Annotated in this window: 15 protein-coding genes; 3 read left to right on the top strand and 12 right to left on the bottom strand. The window is 61.9% G+C overall.

Going from position 1 to position 15648, the window contains the following annotated elements:
* Nucleotides 1–13 precede the first annotated feature (13 nt).
* The 4 genes from BGP85_RS17790 to BGP85_RS17775 all read right to left on the bottom strand — a co-directional run bounded on the left by BGP85_RS17790 (nt 14) and on the right by BGP85_RS17775 (nt 4566).
* A complete protein-coding gene (locus BGP85_RS17790) occupies nt 14–646 on the bottom strand; it encodes a hypothetical protein (RefSeq protein ID WP_181004536.1) in 633 nt (210 codons plus the stop codon).
* Between the two features lie 155 nt (nt 647–801).
* Entirely contained in the window at nt 802–2703 is a 1902-nt protein-coding gene (cysN, locus tag BGP85_RS17785; protein ID WP_103449193.1) for a sulfate adenylyltransferase subunit CysN, read from the bottom strand.
* Nucleotides 2704–2718: 15 nt separating this feature from the next.
* Nucleotides 2719–3636 carry a sulfate adenylyltransferase subunit CysD gene (cysD, locus tag BGP85_RS17780; RefSeq protein ID WP_003251799.1) on the bottom strand — a complete coding sequence of 306 codons (918 nt, stop codon included), beginning with the start codon at nt 3634–3636 and terminating at the stop codon, nt 2719–2721.
* Nucleotides 3637–3807: 171 nt separating this feature from the next.
* Nucleotides 3808–4566, bottom strand: coding sequence for a Nif3-like dinuclear metal center hexameric protein (locus BGP85_RS17775; protein WP_103449192.1), 759 nt, complete (start codon nt 4564–4566; stop codon nt 3808–3810).
* A 168-nt stretch (nt 4567–4734) separates the two neighbouring features.
* Between BGP85_RS17775 and algW the strand changes: the two genes are divergently transcribed.
* Complete coding sequence (gene algW / locus BGP85_RS17770; protein ID WP_103449190.1) at nt 4735–5895, top strand: Do family serine endopeptidase AlgW; 1161 nt, start codon at nt 4735–4737, stop codon at nt 5893–5895.
* 33 nt (nt 5896–5928) lie between these two features.
* Here the strand turns inward: algW and BGP85_RS17765 are convergent, their stop codons facing one another.
* The 4 genes from BGP85_RS17765 to BGP85_RS17750 form a co-directional block, all read right to left on the bottom strand.
* Nucleotides 5929–6693: an amino acid ABC transporter ATP-binding protein gene (locus tag BGP85_RS17765; protein ID WP_027918029.1), complete on the bottom strand. Its 765-nt coding sequence runs from the start codon at nt 6691–6693 to the stop codon at nt 5929–5931.
* A gap of 10 nt (nt 6694–6703) precedes the next feature.
* Nucleotides 6704–7801, bottom strand: coding sequence for an amino acid ABC transporter permease (locus BGP85_RS17760; RefSeq protein WP_103449188.1), 1098 nt, complete (start codon nt 7799–7801; stop codon nt 6704–6706).
* Nucleotides 7802–7811: 10 nt separating this feature from the next.
* Nucleotides 7812–8990, bottom strand: a complete 1179-nt coding sequence (locus BGP85_RS17755) for an amino acid ABC transporter permease (protein WP_103449187.1) — start codon at nt 8988–8990, stop codon at nt 7812–7814.
* Between the two features lie 67 nt (nt 8991–9057).
* The gene (locus BGP85_RS17750; protein WP_103449185.1) at nt 9058–10086 is read right to left on the bottom strand and encodes an amino acid ABC transporter substrate-binding protein; all 1029 of its coding nucleotides are present in this window, start codon (nt 10084–10086) and stop codon (nt 9058–9060) included.
* Between the two features lie 331 nt (nt 10087–10417).
* Here BGP85_RS17750 and BGP85_RS17745 point away from each other — a divergent pair, with 331 nt between their 5' ends.
* Nucleotides 10418–11074 (top strand): alpha/beta hydrolase, encoded by a 657-nt coding sequence (locus BGP85_RS17745; RefSeq protein ID WP_103449183.1) that lies wholly within the window; start codon nt 10418–10420, stop codon nt 11072–11074.
* Nucleotides 11075–11175: 101 nt separating this feature from the next.
* Nucleotides 11176–12651 (top strand): ATP-dependent RNA helicase RhlB, encoded by a 1476-nt coding sequence (rhlB, locus tag BGP85_RS17740; RefSeq protein ID WP_103449181.1) that lies wholly within the window; start codon nt 11176–11178, stop codon nt 12649–12651.
* A 72-nt stretch (nt 12652–12723) separates the two neighbouring features.
* On the opposite strand, the gene moaE is transcribed toward rhlB, so the two are convergent.
* From moaE to BGP85_RS17720, 4 genes are all read right to left on the bottom strand, one after another.
* Nucleotides 12724–13170: a molybdopterin synthase catalytic subunit MoaE gene (gene moaE / locus BGP85_RS17735; RefSeq protein WP_099815832.1), complete on the bottom strand. Its 447-nt coding sequence runs from the start codon at nt 13168–13170 to the stop codon at nt 12724–12726.
* 2 nt (nt 13171–13172) lie between these two features.
* Entirely contained in the window at nt 13173–13418 is a 246-nt protein-coding gene (moaD, locus tag BGP85_RS17730; RefSeq protein ID WP_103449179.1) for a molybdopterin converting factor subunit 1, read from the bottom strand.
* On the bottom strand, nt 13418–13888 hold the full coding sequence (moaC, locus tag BGP85_RS17725; RefSeq protein ID WP_103449177.1) for a cyclic pyranopterin monophosphate synthase MoaC: 471 nt from the start codon (nt 13886–13888) through the stop codon (nt 13418–13420). Before moaC ends, moaD begins: the two co-directional genes overlap by 1 nt.
* Before the next feature lie 96 nt (nt 13889–13984).
* The gene (locus tag BGP85_RS17720) at nt 13985–15379 is read right to left on the bottom strand and encodes a PhoH family protein (RefSeq protein ID WP_103449175.1); all 1395 of its coding nucleotides are present in this window, start codon (nt 15377–15379) and stop codon (nt 13985–13987) included.
* Between the last annotated feature and the right edge of the window lie 269 nt (nt 15380–15648).

Genomic DNA, 15648 nt, shown 5'->3' with positions numbered 1-15648 from the left:
ACGAGGCCCGCCTTCACTGTCCCGCCATCAACGCATTCTGGTAGTCACGCTTGATGATTTCCAGAGCGGCTGGATCATCCAGCACTTCGAATCGGGGCAATACGTTGCCAGGTTCGCCTGGGTCGGAGTAATCCATCCTGCCGACCAGATGCTGAACTAGCGTGTTCATGGCTTCGGTGTCAGCAGGGTCGACATCAAGCGACCTGATCAATGCTTCAACAATCAACCTTGGCTTGTTTTCGGCAAACTGAAACGAAGGGTAGAACTTTCTGCGGTTGCCCGTGTTGGTATACGCCAAGAGTTTACCCGCCTTGGTCTTCTGACTCAGCGCTTGCTTGGTAATGCCCAGAATTTCGCAGGCTGCTTTGGCATCGAGCAGTTCACAACGGCTGTCTACCCGTTCAAAGGCACGTGCCTTCATCCTGGCCACAGCTTCCTGATTGCGCGTTGCAATACTGCGCTTGGCTTCAACTTCGACCTTGGCGAGCGCAGCAAAAGCCTTCTCGTCCGCAAGCGCCACGGCTTTTAGCACTACCGCCGCCGACGCTCGCGCAAGATGCTCCTCGAAGCGCTCCCGCAATGCCGTCTTGGCGGCCTCGATATGAGCGAGCGCAGGATGAATGGCATCGTGGGTGACCACACTCATGGTTCCTCCTCAGGGCCTGAATAGCCCCTGTGCACATAGGCTAAGGCGCCACATCACGCGTGTCAACTTGTCAATTAGTCCATATGTAAAGCTTGTGCTGACTTCACAGATACAAAAAACCCCGCCGAAGCGGGGTTTTTCACAAGCAGCAATACTTAGATCGCGCCACGCTGACGCAGCACATCCAGCACCTGCTTCACGCCTTCCTCAACACTGGTGTTCTGGGTATCGATCACCAGGTCGGCATCCAGCGGCACATCGAACGGGAAGCTTTCACCCGGGATGTTGTCGCCACCAGCTGCATACAGGCCCTGCGGGTCACGCTCGCGGCACGCCAGCGGCGAGGCCTGAACGTAAACGGTCACCAGGCGCTCCTTGCCGATCAGCGCCTTGGCCTGTTCGCGGCCTTCGGCATCCGGGGCGACGAACGCAGCCAGGGTCAGCAGGCCAGCTTCGTTGAACTGGCGCGCCACATGGGCGGCGCGGCGCCAGTTCTCGGTGCGGCCGGCGCGGTCCTGTGGCAGGCCCTTGTTCAGGTCGTGGCGCAGGTTCTGACCATCTAGCACGTACACCGCACGGCCCATGTCGAACAGCTTGCGTTCGACAGCATAGGCCAAGGTGCTCTTGCCAGCGCCGGACAGGCCGCTGAACAGCACGGTGGCCGGCTGCTGGCCGAAGCGCAGGGCGCGCTCTTCGGTGGCCACGTGAGCGAGCTTGCCATGCTGACCAGTGCCGCCGTGCGGCAGGACTGGCGGCGCGATGATCATGCCGGCGCCGACGGTGCCATTGGTCAGGCGGTCGATGACGATGAAGGCACCGGTGGTGCGGTTGCTGTCGTAACCGTCCAGGGCGATCGAGGCGTCCAGGGCGACCTTGACGCGGCCGATCTCGTTCAGTTGCAGCGCGCTGGCAGCGCCCTGCTCCAAGGTGTTCACATCGACCTTGTGGGTGATGCTGGCGATCGAGCCCGGCACGTAGCTGGTGGCGCGCTTGATGTCGTACTTCTTGCCCGGGAGCATCGGCTCCTCGGCCATCCACACCAGCATGGCGTCGAACTGGTCGGTGACTGGCGGCACGTTATCGGCGTGCACCAGCAGGTCGCCACGGGAGATGTCGATCTCGTCTTCCATGGTCAGGGTCACGGCCTGGCCTGGGCCGGCGTTTTCCAGTTCACCTTCGTAGGTGACGATGGACTTGACCCGGCTGCTCTTGCCCGAAGGCAGCACGACCACTTCGTCACCCTTGTGCACCACGCCGCTGGCGATGGTGCCGGCGAAGCCGCGGAAGTTCAGGTTCGGGCGGTTGACGTACTGCACCGGGAAACGCAGGTCGGTGAAGTTGCGGTCGGCCGACACTTCGACGGTCTCGAGGATTTCCATCAAGGTCGGGCCGGCGTACCACGGCGATTGCTCACTGTGGTTGACCACGTTGTCGCCCTTGAGCGCCGACATCGGCACGAATTGCAGGCTGCTCGGCTTCAGGTTGATGGCGTCGGCGAACTTCAGGTAGTCGGCCTTGATCGACTCGAACACGCCTTCATCGAAGCCTTTGAGGTCCATCTTGTTGACCGCGACCACGATGTGCTTGATGCCCAGCAGCGAGGCGATGTAGCTGTGGCGACGGGTCTGGGTCTGCACACCGTAGCGGGCATCGACCAGAATGATTGCCAGGTCACAAGTGGACGCGCCGGTAGCCATGTTGCGGGTGTACTGCTCGTGGCCCGGGGTGTCGGCAATGATGAACTTGCGCTTGGCGGTGGAGAAGTAGCGGTAGGCGACATCGATGGTGATGCCCTGCTCGCGCTCGGCCTGCAGGCCGTCGACCAGCAGCGCCAGGTCGACTTCTTCGCCGGTAGTGCCGACTTTCTTCGAATCACGGGTGATGGCCTCGAGGTGGTCCTCGTAGATCATCTTCGAGTCGTGCAGCAGGCGCCCGATCAGGGTGCTCTTGCCATCGTCGACGTTGCCGCAGGTCAGGAAGCGCAGCAGTTCCTTGCGCTCGTGCTGGGCCAGGTAGGCGAGGATGTCCTCGCTGATCAGATCAGATTGGTGCGACATGGAGTAACCCTGAAATTAGAAGTAGCCTTGGCGTTTCTTGTCTTCCATGGAACCGGCGCCATCGTGGTCGATGACACGGCCCTGGCGTTCGGACGTACGGGTCAGGAGCATTTCCTGAATGATGTCCGTCAGGGTCTCGGCTTCCGACTCGACAGCGCCCGTCAGCGGGTAGCAGCCGAGGGTACGGAAACGCACCTTCTTCTTGACGATGCGCGCCTTCTCTTCCTCGGAGAGGTGTTCGAGGATGCGCTCGTCGTCGATCATGATCAGGGTGCCGTTCTTCTCGATGACTTCACGCTCGGCGGCGAAGTACAGCGGCACGATCGGGATGCCTTCGAGGTAGATGTACTGCCAGATGTCCAGCTCGGTCCAGTTCGACAGCGGGAACACGCGGATCGACTCGCCCTTGTTGACCTTGCCGTTGTACACGTTCCACAGCTCAGGGCGCTGGTTCTTCGGGTCCCAGCGGTGCTTGCTGTCACGGAACGAGTACACGCGCTCCTTGGCCCGCGACTTCTCTTCGTCGCGGCGCGCACCACCGAAGGCGGCGTCGAAACCATGCTTGTCCAGCGCCTGCTTGAGGCCCTGGGTTTTCATAATGTCGGTGTGCTTGGAGCTGCCATGGGTGAACGGGTTGATGCCCTGCGCCACACCCTCGGGGTTGACGTGGGTGATCAGCTCCAGGCCCATTTCCTCGACCATCTTGTCGCGGAAGCTGTACATCTCCTGGAATTTCCACTGGGTGTCGACGTGCATCACCGGGAACGGCAGCTTGCCCGGGAAGAAGGCCTTGCGCGCCAGGTGCAGCATCACGGCGGAGTCCTTGCCGATCGAGTACAGCATCACCGGGTTATCGAACTCGGCGGCCACCTCGCGGATGATGTGGATGCTCTCCGCCTCCAGCTGTTTCAAGTGCGTCAGTTTGTCGACCATGGCTACTCACGAAAAAACACGAAAAACGATCTTATGGACGGCCTGCGGGCCGTGTTCGAGCGAGCCACTTTATCACAGCGACTGCTTCTATTTAGGAGGCGGACTAGATCGAAAAAGTCTAACGATATGACTGGGGGTTTGGGCCGCTTCGCGGCCCAAGAGTCGGCACGGTCAGATAGGATTCGGGCAGTCGACGAACAAATGCTCCAGGGCAAACCGCCGCGCCAAATAGTCACCCAGCGCCTGCACCCCATAGCGCTCGGTGGCGTGGTGCCCAGCAGCAATGAAGCTGACGCCATTCTCCCGGGCACTGTGATAGGTCTGTTCGGACGCCTCGCCAGTCAGGTATAGGTCCACCCCGGCGGCAATTGCCGTGTCGATATAGCCCTGCCCGCCGCCGGTGCACCAGCCGACTCGGCGAATCATCTCGTCGCCCTCGACCAGCAATGGCTCACGTCCGAGCACTTCCTGCACCCTCCGGGCAAAATCACGTGCAGTCACCGGCTCCGCCAGCGAGCCGACCAGCCCGACCACCTTGGGGTTTTCCGGGTCCAGCGGCCCTTCGACGGTGATATCCAGCTGCCGCGCCAGCTGCACGTTGTTGCCGACCTCAGGGTGCACATCCAGCGGCAGATGAAACGCCAGCAGGCTGATGTCGTGCTTGAGCAAGGTCTTCAGGCGGCGCTGACGGATCCCGGTAACGCACGGGTTCTCGCCCTTCCAGAAGTAACCATGGTGCACCAGGATCAGGTCGGCCTCAGCCTCGACTGCGGCATCCAGCAAGGCCTGGCTGGCGGTGACGCCGCTGACGATGCGGCTGACCTGCGGCCGGCCCTCGACCTGCAGGCCATTGGGGCAATAATCCTGGATCTTCGCGCTGCCTAGGTAGCGTTCGGCCTCCTCGACCAGGGTGTTGAGTGCGACGGCCATGAAAATCTCCTCGAAATCTGCGCTTTTCACGGGCGCAACGCCTGCAGAACGCCCGTATAATGCCGGCCATTATGGGCCGTCGCCGGCATCGGGGGAACCGGTGTATGATCGCGCGCGCTCATGCCCCACTGCGCGGCCTCCGGCCCCCGCTCTTTCCAGGACTCGTTCATGTTCAAGGCTTTGCGTTACTTCGGCTGGCCCCTGCTCACCGGTATTCTGATCGCCGTACTGATCATCCAGCGCTACCCGGAGTGGGTCGGTCTGCCCAGCCAGGACGTCAACCTGCAGCAAGCCCCGCAGACCACGCGGATCATGCAGGGCCCGGTGTCCTACGCCGACGCCGTGACCCTCGCCGCCCCGGCCGTGGTCAACCTGTACACCACCAAGGTGGTGAACAAGACCGCTCACCCGCTGTTCGAAGACCCGCAGTTCCGCCGGTTCTTCGGTGACAACCTGCCCAAGCAGCGCCGTTGGGAGTCGAGCCTGGGTTCGGCGGTGATCATGAGCCCGGAGGGCTACCTGCTGACCAACAACCACGTCACCAGCGGCGCCGACCAGATCGTCGTGGCCCTGAAGGACGGCCGGGAAACCCTGGCGCGAGTGATCGGCAGTGACCCGGAAACCGACCTGGCGGTGTTGAAGATCGACCTGAAGAACCTGCCAGCCATCACCATCGGCCGCTCCGACAACATCCACATCGGTGATGTGGTGCTGGCCATCGGCAACCCGTTCGGTGTTGGCCAGACCGTGACCATGGGCATCATCAGTGCCACCGGCCGCAACCAGCTGGGCCTGAACAACTACGAAGACTTCATCCAGACCGACGCGGCGATCAACCCGGGCAACTCCGGTGGTGCGCTGGTCGACGCCAATGGCAACCTGGTCGGCATCAACACCGCGATCTTCTCCAAGTCCGGCGGCTCCCAGGGCATCGGCTTCGCCATCCCGATCAAGCTGGCGCTGGAAGTGATGAAGTCGATCGTCGAACACGGCCAGGTGATCCGCGGCTGGCTGGGCATCGAAGTGCAACCGTTGAGCCAGGAACTGGCTGAATCTTTCGGCATGCAGGGCCGCCCAGGCATCGTGGTGGCCGGTATCTTCCGCGACGGCCCGGCGCAGAAGGCCGGGTTGCAGTTGGGTGACGTGATCCTGAGCATCAACGGCGAACCGGCGGGTGACGGGCGCAAGTCGATGAACCAGGTGGCGCGAATCAAGCCGACCGAAAAGATCACCATCGAAGTGATGCGCAATGGTCAGCAGCTGAAGCTGATTGCCGAGGTGGGGCTGCGCCCGCCGCCAGCGCCTGCAACAACGCAGGAAGAGAAATAAGAAAAAGGGGCCGCATTTGCGGCCCCTTTTGCATCAGTGCAGGATCTGGCTGAGGAACAGCTTGGTCCGGTCACTGCGCGGGCGATCGAAGAAATCATCCGGCGCCGCCTGCTCGACGATCTCCCCCTTGTCCATGAAGATCACCCGGTTTGCCACGGTGCGGGCAAAGCCCATTTCGTGGGTCACGCAGAGCATGGTCATGCCGTCCTCGGCCAGGCCGACCATGGTGTCGAGCACTTCCTTGACCATTTCCGGGTCCAGTGCCGAGGTCGGTTCGTCGAACAGCATGATCTTCGGCTTCATGCACAGCGCCCGAGCAATCGCCACGCGCTGCTGCTGGCCACCCGACAGCTGCCCCGGGAACTTGTGGGCCTGTTCCGGAATGCGCACCCGCTCCAGGTAGTGCATGGCGATTTCCTCGGCCTTGCGCCGGGGCATCTTGCGCACCCACATCGGCGCCAAGGTGCAGTTTTCCAGAATGCTCAGGTGCGGGAACAGGTTGAAGTGCTGGAACACCATGCCCACCTCGCGGCGGATCGCCTCGATCTGCTTGAGGTCGTTGGTCAGTTCCACGCCATCGACCACGATGCGGCCCTGCTGGTGCTCTTCCAGGCGGTTCAGGCAGCGGATGGTGGTCGACTTGCCGGAACCGGACGGGCCACACAGGACGATGCGCTCGCCCTGGCGCACGTTCAGGTTGATGTCCTTGAGCACATGGAACTGGCCGTACCACTTGTTCACGCCCTGCATCTGGATGATGCCTTCGGGGCCGGCAGGCTGCTTGATCGCTTCACTCATTTTGAAACTCCTAACGCTTGTGGCCAGTGTCCAGCTTGCGCTCCAGGTGCATGGAGTAGCGGGACATACCGAAACAGAAAATCCAGAACACCAGGGCGGCGAACACATAGCCCTCGGTGGCCATGCCCAGCCAAGCCGGGTCAGCGGCGGCTTGCTTGACGCTGTTGAGCAGGTCGAACAGGCCGATGATGATCACCAGGCTGGTGTCCTTGAACAGGGCGATGAAGGTGTTGACGATGCCAGGGATCACCAGCTTGAGCGCCTGCGGCAGAATCACCAGGCCCATCGAGCGCCAGTAGCCCAGGCCCATGGCCGCGGCGGCTTCGTACTGGCCCTTGGGGATGGCCTGCAGACCGCCGCGCACCACCTCGGCGACATACGCCGACTGGAACAGGATCACCCCGATCATTGCCCGCAGCAGCTTGTCGAAGCTCATGCCTTCAGGCAGGAACAACGGCAGCATCACCGACGACATGAACAGCACAGTGATCAGCGGCACGCCACGCCAGAACTCGATGAAGGTCACGCAGACCACCTTCACCGCCGGCATCCGCGAGCGTCGCCCAAGGGCCAGCAGAATGCCCAGCGGCAAGGCGCCGACGATCCCCACCGTGGCAATCACCAGGGTCAGCATCAGGCCGCCCCACTGGCTGGTGGCGACGTTGCTCAGGCCCAGTACGCCGCCGTGCAGCAAGGTGTAGGCGATGACCGGGTACAGCACCAGGAAGCCCAGGCCGTAGAAGGCCTTGCGCGGGAAGCGTTTGATGAACAGCGGCGCCGCGCCGAGCACGGCCAGCCACACCGTGAGGTCCACGCGCCAGCGCAGCTCGACCGGGTAGTAGCCGTACATGAACTGGCCGAAGCGCTGTTGCACGAACACCCAGCAGGCGCCCTCTTTCGTGCAGTCGGCGCGGGTGGTGCCGACCCAGTTGGCGTCGATCAACGCCCACTGCACCAGCGGCGGCACGATCAGCCACACCAGGTACACGGCGAACAGGGTCAGCAGGGTGTTGAGCCAGCTGGAGAACAGGTTTGCACGCATCCATGCGAGCACGCCGACGGTTTTCACCGGTGGCGGCATGTCGGGTTTGAAAACATGAGCATTCACGGGCGTATCCTCACCGCTCGATCAGCGCGATGCGCTTGTTGTACCAGTTCATCAGCAGCGAAATGCTGATGCTGATGGCGAGATAGACACTCATGGTGATGGCGATCACCTCAATGGCCTGGCCGGTCTGGTTGAGCACGGTACCGGCGAACAGCGAGACCATCTCCGGGTAGCCGATACCGGCTGCCAGCGACGAGTTCTTCGCCAGGTTCAGGTACTGGCTGGTCAGTGGCGGAATGATCACCCGCAGTGCCTGGGGAATAATCACCTTGCGCAGGGTCGGGCCGTCGCGCAGGCCGAGCGAATGGGCGGCTTCGGTCTGGCCGTGGCTCACCGAACGAATGCCCGAACGCACGATCTCGGCAATGAAGGCCGCCGTGTAGATGGTCAACGCCAGGGTCAGCGCCAGCAGTTCAGGGATCAACACCCAACCGCCGACGAAGTTGAAGCCCTTGAGCTGCGGCACCTCCCAATGCACCGGACTGCCGAACAGCAGCGCGCAGGCGCCTGGAATGGCGATGAGCAGCGCCAGCCCCACCCAGAACTTGTGGAACGGCTCGCCGGTTTCGTCGAAACGCTTGTTGGCGTAACGCACCATCGCCACGATCGCCACCAGCGCCAGCAGCAGAGCAACGACGAACGGCCAGAAACCCTCCGCCATCGACGCACCGGGCATGTTCAGGCCGCGGTTGCTGATGAAGAAAGTGTCGTCGATGTTGATGCTGCCCCTTGGCCCCGGCAGGGTCAGGAACACCGCGAAGTACCAGAACAGGATCTGCAGCAGTGGCGGGATGTTGCGGAAGGTTTCCACATACACGGTCGCCAGCTTGCTGATCATCCAGTTGGGCGACAGCCGCGCCACGCCGATGATGAAGCCGAGGACGGTCGCCAGGATCACGCCAATGAACGTCACCAGCAGGGTATTGAGCAGGCCGATGACGAACACCCGCGCATAGCTGTCGGACTCCACGTAGGGAATCAGGTGCTGGGCGATGCCGAAGCCGGCGCTACGCTCGAGGAAGTCAAAACCCGAGGTGATACCCCGGTGTTGCAGGTTGGTCTGGGTGTTGTGGAACAGATACCAGCCCAGGCCCACCACGAAGATGATGGTGAGAATCTGGAACAGCCAGGCGCGCACACGCGGGTCGTTCAGGGACAGCCCCTTGGGTGCGCCAATTTGATTTTGCATGAAGTGCCCCGAAAAATAGGGATTCGAACAACCTGCGGCGACGGGATGCCGCCGCAGGGTGCAGCCATCAGCGCACAGGTGGCGCGTACTGGATGCCGCCGTTGTTCCACAGGGCGTTCATGCCACGGTCGATCTTCAGGTCGGTGCTCTGGCCCAGGTTCTTCTCGAACACTTCGCCGTAGTTGCCGACTTGCTTGACGATCTGCACTACCCAGTCTTTGGGCAGCTTGAGGTCCTTGCCATATTCACCGTCCGCGCCCAGCAGGCGGGCGACGTCCGGGTTCTTGGTGGACTTGGCCTCGGCCTCGACGTTCTTCGAGGTGATGCCGGCCTCTTCGGCATTGAGCATGGCGAACAGGGTCCACTTGACGATGCTGAACCAGTCCTCGTCGCCCTTACGCACCACCGGGCCCAGAGGCTCCTTGGAGATGGTTTCCGGCAGTACCACGTAGTCGGTCGGCGCGGCCAGCTTGGAGCGCTGGGCGAACAGCTGCGACTTGTCCGAGGTCAGCACGTCGCAACGGCCGGACTCAAGCGACTTGGCGCTTTCATCGGAGGTATCGAAGGTGATCGGGGTGTACTTCAGGCCATTGGCACGGAAGAAGTCCGACACGTTCAGTTCGGTGGTGGTACCGGCCTGGATGCAAATGGTCGCGCCGTCGAGTTCCTTGGCGCTGGAAACGCCGAGCTTCTTGTTGACCAGGAAGCCAACGCCGTCGTAGTAGGTGACACCGGCGAATACCAAGCCCATGCCGGCATCGCGAGAGCTGGTCCAGGTGGTGTTGCGCGACAGCACGTCGACTTCACCCGACTGCAGTGCGGTGAAGCGTTCCTTGGCGTTGAGCTGGCTGAACTTGACCTTGGTCGCATCACCGAACACGGCGGCGGCCACGGCGCGGCAGACGTCGGCGTCAATACCGACGATCTTGCCCTGCGCATCAGGGACCGAGAAGCCTGGAAGACCGTCGCTCACGCCACACTGGACGAAGCCCTTCTTCTTTACCGCATCGAGGGTGGCGCCGGCCTGGGCGGTGCTCACGGCGCCCAGCGCAGCGGCAGCGGTCAGGACTGCCAGGGCGGTTTTCAACATCTTCATTCACAACCTCCAAATCGCTCTTGTTGTATGAGCCGGAATTGCACCGCACCCTTATGAGGCGCATCCGACCCGTGTTGGCTTGTTCTTGGGTCAATTGGCGCAATGGGCTGTTCTGTGACAGCCTTCGCGTGCAAAGGGTGTTACCGTCACGGCCTGCCCTTTGCATCGAATGAAGAATTGCAAAGCGCGTACCAGATTTGTTGGCTGTAGCGTTTAAGCGATCGTCAAGTAGGGAAAGTTGTATCGTTGCGACATTCTTTTTCTGACAATCAATTGCAGCGCCTTCTTTTCATGCACGCCATAACAAGACCCGCACTCTTTCGGAGCAGTCATGACCAACCCGCTGATTCTCGAACCCCAGAAAACCGCCGACGCCTGTGTGATCTGGTTGCACGGTTTGGGTGCCGACCGTTACGACTTCCTACCTGTGGCTGAATTCATGCAGGAACGCCTGCCCAGCACCCGCTTCGTCATGCCCCAGGCACCGACCCGCCCGGTGACCATCAACGGCGGCTACGCCATGCCCAGCTGGTACGACATCAAGGCCATGACCCCGGCCCGCGCCATCGACGAAGCGCAGCTGGAAGAATCAGCCGAGCAGATCATCGGCCTGATCAAGGCTGAGCAGGCCAAAGGCATCAACCTGTCGCGGATCTTCCTCGCCGGTTTCTCCCAGGGCGGTGCGGTGGTGCTGCACACCGCCTATATAAAGTGGCAGGAAGCGCTGGGCGGCGTGATCGCCCTGTCCACCTATGCCCCGACCTTCACCGACAGCCACCAGCTGAGCGCCTGCCAGCAACGTACCCCGGCCCTGTGCCTGCACGGCGTGCACGACCCGGTGGTGATTCCGTCCATGGGCCGTACCGCGTTCGAATACCTCAACACCTGGGGTGTCGCCGCACGCTGGCACGAATACCCGATGGAGCACGAGGTGGTGGTCGAGGAACTAAGCGATATCCACGACTGGCTGAGCAAGCAATTGCAATAAGCCAACCCCACCTGTAGTTGTGGGAGTTTTCCGCTACGCCGCGCCCAGATCTTGCATTACACTGCCCGGCGTACATTCCTTAACCAGTTGATGAGACGATCGTGCTCAAGGCACTCAAGAAAATATTCGGCAAAGGAGACGCCGCGCCACAGGCCGTCGCTCCTGCTGCCAGCGTGACGCCAACGGCGCCCGCCCCCACCGCAGAGGCCCGGCCCGAACCGAAACCGGCCGCGCCACGCGCCAAGCCCTCCGCCAAGCCCGCCGCCAAGGTAGAAGCAGCCGCCGACGCCCCAGCGCCTGCCGACAAGCCGGCCAAGGACAGACCACATCGCGAACGCAAGCCCAAGCCCCAGGCGAGTCTGTGGAAGCCGGAAGACTTCGTGGTCGAGCCGCAGGAAGGCAAGACCCGCTTCCACGACTTCAAACTCTCCAACGAGCTGATGCATGCCATCCACGACCTCGGTTTCCCTTACTGCACCCCGATCCAGGCGCAGGTGCTGGGTTACACCCTGGCAGGCCAGGATGCCATCGGTCGCGCCCAGACCGGTACTGGCAAGACGGCGGCGTTCCTGATTTCGATCATTTCCCAGCTGCAGCAGACGCCGCCGCCGAAAGAGCGCTACATGGGCGAGCCGCGCGCGCTGATCATCGCGCCAACCCGCGAGCTGGTGGTGCAGATCGCCAAGGACGCCGTCGCCCTGACCAAGTACACCGGCCTGAACGTGATGAGCTTCGTCGGTGGCATGGACTTCGACAAGCAGCTCAAGGCCCTGGAAGCCCGCCATTGCGACATCCTGGTGGCCACCCCGGGCCGTTTGCTGGACTTCAACCAGCGCGGCGAAGTGCACCTGGACATGGTCGAGGTGATGGTGCTGGATGAAGCCGACCGCATGCTCGACATGGGCTTCATCCCCCAGGTACGGCAGATCATCCGCCAGACCCCGCCGAAGAGCGAACGCCAGACCCTGCTGTTCTCCGCCACCTTCACCGAAGACGTGATGAACCTGGCCAAGCAGTGGACCACCAACCCGGCGATCGTCGAGATCGAGCCGGAGAACGTCGCCAGCGAGACGGTCGAGCAACACGTATATGCGGTGGCCGGCAGCGACAAGTACAAGCTGCTGTACAACCTGGTGACCCAGAACAAGTGGGAACGGGTAATGGTGTTCGCCAACCGCAAGGACGAGGTACGGCGAATCGAGGAAAAACTCGTGCGCGATGGTATCAATGCCGCGCAGTTATCGGGCGATGTGCCGCAGCACAAACGTATTCGCACCCTGGAGAACTTCCGTGAAGGCCGGGTCACGGTGCTGGTGGCCACTGACGTGGCAGGCCGTGGCATCCATATCGATGGCATCAGCCATGTGATCAACTTCACGCTGCCGGAAGACCCGGACGACTATGTCCACCGTATCGGCCGTACCGGGCGTGCGGGCGCCGATGGCGTGTCGATCAGCTTTGCCGGTGAGGATGACTCCTACCAGCTGCCGGCTATCGAAGAGCTGCTGGGCCGCAAGATCAAGTGCGAGATGCCGCCAGATGAGCTTTTGAAGCCGGTACCGCGCAAGCATCACTGATTTATCAGCGCTAGCCGCACCCTTGTAGGAGCGGCCTTGTGCCGCTCCTACAAGAGATCCGCGCAGCCTGGGCTACCAGCGCCCGGCAGCATCCTGGTCACTCTGCTTCCCTTCCACCCAGCGCGGCCCATCCTGGGTATTTTCCTTCTTCCAGAACGGCGCCCGGGTCTTCAGGTAGTCCATGATGAAGTTGCAGGCATCGAACGCCGCCTGCCGATGGGCACTGGCCACACCGACAAAGACGATTGGCTCACCCGGCTCAAGCGCACCGATGCGGTGCAGCACTTCGACCTTGAGCAACGGCCAGCGCTGCTCGGCCTCGACCACGATCTTGGCCAGGGCCTTCTCGGTCATGCCCGGGTAATGCTCGAGGAACATCCCCGCCACGTCCCGACCATCGTTGAAGTCGCGCACATAGCCAACAAAACCGACCACGGCGCCGACGCCGACATTGGCCGCATGCATGGCATTGACCTCGGCCCCCGGGTCGAACGCGCCGTGTTGCACTCGCACTGCCATATTCAGCCTCCGGTCACCGGCGGGAAGAACGCCACTTCATCGCCCTCTTCCAGCGGCTCGTCGAGCTTGCACAGCTCTTCATTGCGCGCACTCATCAGGTTCTGTTCGGCCAGCACCGCGTACTGTCCGCCCTTGGCCACCAACGCCTGGCGCACATCATCGACCACCTTGAACTCACCTTCCAGGCGCTCGGTATCGACGCCCAGCAGCTCGCGGTAACGGGCGAAATACATCACTTTGACCTTCATCACACTTCTACCTTGTAGTGCCCGCTCTTGCCACCAACCTTTTCCAGCAGGCGCACCTGCTCGATGACCATGCCCTTGTCCACCGCCTTGCACATGTCGTAGATCGTCAGCGCTGCGACGCTGGCGGCGGTCAGCGCTTCCATCTCGACGCCGGTCTGCCCGGCCAGCTTGCAGCGGGCGACGATATGCACCGCATCTTCGCCGTCGGCACTCAGTTCGACCTTGACGCTGGTCAGCATCAGCGGGTGGCACAGCGGGATCAGGTCGCTGGTCTTCTTCGCCGCCTGGATACCGGCAATGCGCGCCACGGCGAACACATCGCCCTTGGGATGCTCGCCGTCGACGATCATCTGCAAGGTCTGCGGCAACATGCGCACCCGCGCCTCGGCCACGGCCTCGCGCTCGGTCACGGCCTTTTCAGTGACGTCGACCATATTGGCGCGCCCCTGGGAATCAAGATGAGTCAGCACTGCTCTGCTCCTTTGAAGGGAACAGAGAGTGTAAACCCGTGGGTCAGGATTGCGCAGCGGAAAAAAGCCGGGCGGCGAGCCACCCGGCTAGGAGGGTTACAGATGCGACTCGGCGTACTCGGCCAGCACCGAGCGCGGCACACCCTGCAGGGTGATGTGCACGCCATGGGGGAAGTCCTTGAAGCGCTCGGTCAGGTAGGTCAGTCCCGAGCTGGTCGCGGACAGGTACGGCGTGTCGATCTGCGCCAGGTTGCCCAGGCACACCACCTTGGACCCGGAGCCGGCACGGGTGATGATGGTTTTCATCTGGTGCGGCGTCAGGTTCTGGCACTCGTCGATCAGGATCAGGCTCTGCTGGAAGCTGCGCCCACGGATGTAGTTCAACGACTTGAACTGCAGTGGCACACGTTCGAGGATGTATTCGACGCTGCCATGGGTGCTTTCATCATCCATGTGCAAGGCTTCGAGGTTGTCGGTGATGGCGCCCAGCCAAGGTTCCATCTTTTCCGCCTCGGTGCCCGGCAGGAAGCCGATCTCCTGGTCCAGCCCCTGCACGCTGCGGGTGGCGATGATGCGCCGGTAGCGCTTGCTGACCATGGTCTGCTCGATGGCTGCGGCCAGGGCCAGGATGGTCTTGCCGGAGCCGGCAGCGCCGGTCAGGTTGACAAGGTGGATATCCGGGTCGAGCAAGGCGAACAGCGCCAGGCTCTGATGAATGTCCCGTGGCTTCAGGCCCCAGGCCTCCTGATGCAGCAATGGCTCCTGGTGCAGGTCGAGCAATAGCAGTTCATCGTTACGGATGCCTTTTACCCAGCCGACAAAACCTTGCTCGTCGATGATGAACTCGTTGATGTGCACGGCGGGCAAGTTGTCGATCATTTGTACCCGATGCCAGGTGCGGCCACGCTCCTGGCGGGTATCGACCTTGCTGACCCGGTCCCAGAACGAGCCGGTGACCGAGTGATAGCCCTTGGACAGCAAGGACACATCGTCGACCAGTTGGTCGGTGCTGTAGTCCTCGGCCGCGATCCCGCAGGCGCGCGCCTTCAGGCGCATGTTGATGTCTTTGGTGACCAGCACGACGTCCAGTTCGGTGCGCCGGGTCCTTACGTCGAGCAAGGTGTTGATGATGATGTTGTCGTTGAGGTTTTCCGGCAGCAACTTGCTGGGCTCGTTGCGCGGGCTCATCAGGATCGACAGGAACCCCTTTGGCCCACTCTTGCCGCGCTGGATCGGCACGCCCTGCTCGACATCGCTGGGCGAAGCGTCACCGAGGGTCTGGTCGATCAGGCGGATGGCCTGGCGACATTCGGCGGCGATGGTCTGTTTACCGGTCTTGAGCTTGTCGAGTTCCTCCAGCACCGTCATCGGAATGGCGACGTGATGCTCCTCGAAGTTGAGTAATGCGTTGGGGTCGTGAATCAGGACGTTGGTATCGAGCACATAGAGGATTGGCTTGCTGGAGGAAGGGTTGCGTCCTTGGTCATCCATACTCGGTCACCTTATGTCGAAGCCACACGGCACGCTCTGTAGTGCGCCGCAGAGTGACCGCCGTTCTCCCCGTATCCGCGTTGCTACGGGCGGGAAGCGTACCTGGCAAGGTGGGGTGGATGACGCCACCTGTGCTGCAGGATTCGGCTGTCTGGTTTCTTCATACCGCAAAAACCATGACCGAAAAAAGCATTTTTACGAGATTTTGAAGTTTATTTTTCCGATTGACGAAGAGCGCTTGGCGGCAACGCCAGACGGGACTACAGTCA

It is taken from the genome of Pseudomonas putida, assembly GCF_002906855.1.
In the GTDB taxonomy this organism is placed as follows: Bacteria; Pseudomonadota; Gammaproteobacteria; order Pseudomonadales; family Pseudomonadaceae; genus Aquipseudomonas; species Aquipseudomonas putida_N.
Note: the sequence above shows the minus strand (reverse complement) of the source record. Positions and strands in the feature narration are given on the sequence as shown.

Bases quoted from the DNA above. Each gene is read 5' to 3' on its own strand.
- BGP85_RS17790 (WP_181004536.1), bottom strand. From the start codon at position 646: ATGAGTGTGGTCACCCACGATGCCATTCATCCTGCGCTCGCTCATATC.
- cysN (WP_103449193.1), bottom strand. From the start codon at position 2,703: ATGTCGCACCAATCTGATCTGATCAGCGAGGACATCCTCGCCTACCTG.
- cysD (WP_003251799.1), bottom strand. From the start codon at position 3,636: ATGGTCGACAAACTGACGCACTTGAAACAGCTGGAGGCGGAGAGCATC.
- BGP85_RS17775 (WP_103449192.1), bottom strand. From the start codon at position 4,566: ATGGCCGTCGCACTCAACACCCTGGTCGAGGAGGCCGAACGCTACCTA.
- algW (WP_103449190.1), top strand. From the start codon at position 4,735: ATGTTCAAGGCTTTGCGTTACTTCGGCTGGCCCCTGCTCACCGGTATT.
- BGP85_RS17765 (WP_027918029.1), bottom strand. From the start codon at position 6,693: ATGAGTGAAGCGATCAAGCAGCCTGCCGGCCCCGAAGGCATCATCCAG.
- BGP85_RS17755 (WP_103449187.1), bottom strand. From the start codon at position 8,990: ATGCAAAATCAAATTGGCGCACCCAAGGGGCTGTCCCTGAACGACCCG.
- BGP85_RS17750 (WP_103449185.1), bottom strand. From the start codon at position 10,086: ATGAAGATGTTGAAAACCGCCCTGGCAGTCCTGACCGCTGCCGCTGCG.
- BGP85_RS17745 (WP_103449183.1), top strand. From the start codon at position 10,418: ATGACCAACCCGCTGATTCTCGAACCCCAGAAAACCGCCGACGCCTGT.
- moaE (WP_099815832.1), bottom strand. From the start codon at position 13,170: ATGGCAGTGCGAGTGCAACACGGCGCGTTCGACCCGGGGGCCGAGGTC.
- moaD (WP_103449179.1), bottom strand. From the start codon at position 13,418: ATGAAGGTCAAAGTGATGTATTTCGCCCGTTACCGCGAGCTGCTGGGC.
- BGP85_RS17720 (WP_103449175.1), bottom strand. From the start codon at position 15,379: ATGGATGACCAAGGACGCAACCCTTCCTCCAGCAAGCCAATCCTCTAT.